The sequence below is a fragment of the Scopulibacillus daqui genome (genome assembly GCF_016908855.1).
Lineage (GTDB): Bacteria > Bacillota > Bacilli > Bacillales > Sporolactobacillaceae > Scopulibacillus_A > Scopulibacillus_A daqui.
On record NZ_JAFBER010000056.1, the window covers coordinates 1 to 1,285 of the forward strand.

Genomic DNA, 1,285 nt, shown 5'->3' on the forward strand with positions numbered 1-1,285 from the left:
AACAGTTAAACTTTTAATCGTTATGATCCTTAGCTGTTGTTGAAAGTTGCCCTTTCAATCACGCTTGGCTTTTGTTTAGTTTTCAAAGAACAATCAGTTACGCAAGCAAATAAATGCGTAATCTTTTATGTTTTTAGCAACTCTATTATAATAACATTTTGCAACTAATTTGTCAATAACTTTTTTTGTTGCTTAAAGCGTCGCATTTATTAAGAGCAGCATTTTATATAGTAACATAAAAACTTAAAAACATCGATATAAAACAGATAAAAATGGTGGAGCCTAGCGGGATCGAACCGCTGACCTCCTGCGTGCAAAGCAGGCGCTCTCCCAGCTGAGCTAAGGCCCCACAGTAATTAAATGGTCGGGAAGACAGGATTTGAACCTGCGACCCCTTGGTCCCAAACCAAGTGCTCTGCCAAGCTGAGCTACTTCCCGATAATGGCGCGCCCTGGAGGATTCGAACCCCCAACCTTCTGATCCGTAGTCAGACGATCTATCCAGTTGATCTAAGGGCGCAAATGGTGCCGAGGGCCGGACTCGAACCGGCACGGTAGTCACCTACCGCAGGATTTTAAGTCCTGTGCGTCTGCCAATTCCGCCACCCCGGCATTATTCATTTGAATGGAGCGGAAGACGGGATTCGAACCCGCGACCCCCACCTTGGCAAGGTGATGTTCTACCACTGAACTACTTCCGCATACTTTTCATACTCTGGTGCGGGTGAAGGGACTTGAACCCCCACGTCGTAAGACACTAGATCCTAAATCTAGCGCGTCTGCCAATTCCGCCACACCCGCGTAATAAAATCAGCTGTTAAAATATCTTGGATAAAATCCATTGATTCAAAAAATTCAAATCTCTTATTAATTTAAAAAATGGTGAGCCATGGAGGATTCGAACCTCCGACCCTCTGATTAAAAGTCAGATGCTCTACCGACTGAGCTAATGGCTCATAATGATATATTTATGCTTTGCTTTAAAAGCTTGTCCTATACTTAAAAGCGACATTATTATAAAATGCCGGCCAGAGGACTTGAACCCCCAACCCACTGATTACGATTCAGTTGCTCTGCCAATTGAGCTAGGCCGGCGTAATCAGATGAATGGTGGAGGATGCAGGGCTCGAACCTGCGACCCCCTGCTTGTAAGGCAGATGCTCTCCCAGCTGAGCTAATCCTCCAAAGTTCGCCTGGCGGCGTCCTACTCTCACAGGGGGAAGCCCCCAATTACCATCGGCGCTGAAGAGCTTAACGACCGTGTTCGGGATGGGAACGGGTGTGAC

At 46.2% G+C, this 1,285-nt stretch carries 9 tRNA genes and 1 rRNA gene; all 10 read right to left on the reverse strand.

The window, feature by feature from the left end:
- Positions 1–273: 273 nt before the first annotated feature.
- A tRNA-Ala gene (locus JOD45_RS16400) sits at positions 274–349 on the reverse strand.
- Between the two features lie 12 nt (positions 350–361).
- Positions 362–438: transfer RNA gene (locus tag JOD45_RS16405), tRNA-Pro, on the reverse strand.
- A 4-nt stretch (positions 439–442) separates the two neighbouring features.
- Positions 443–519 (reverse strand) — tRNA-Arg (locus JOD45_RS16410).
- 3 nt (positions 520–522) lie between these two features.
- Positions 523–611: transfer RNA gene (locus JOD45_RS16415), tRNA-Leu, on the reverse strand.
- A 14-nt stretch (positions 612–625) separates the two neighbouring features.
- A tRNA-Gly gene (locus JOD45_RS16420) sits at positions 626–700 on the reverse strand.
- A 15-nt stretch (positions 701–715) separates the two neighbouring features.
- Positions 716–800: transfer RNA gene (locus JOD45_RS16425), tRNA-Leu, on the reverse strand.
- 79 nt (positions 801–879) lie between these two features.
- Positions 880–955 (reverse strand) — tRNA-Lys (locus tag JOD45_RS16430).
- A gap of 66 nt (positions 956–1,021) precedes the next feature.
- Positions 1,022–1,094: transfer RNA gene (locus tag JOD45_RS16435), tRNA-Thr, on the reverse strand.
- 13 nt (positions 1,095–1,107) lie between these two features.
- Positions 1,108–1,183, reverse strand: a tRNA-Val gene (locus tag JOD45_RS16440).
- Positions 1,184–1,190: 7 nt separating this feature from the next.
- A 5S ribosomal RNA gene (gene rrf, locus JOD45_RS16445) occupies positions 1,191–1,285 on the reverse strand; the annotation flags it as partial.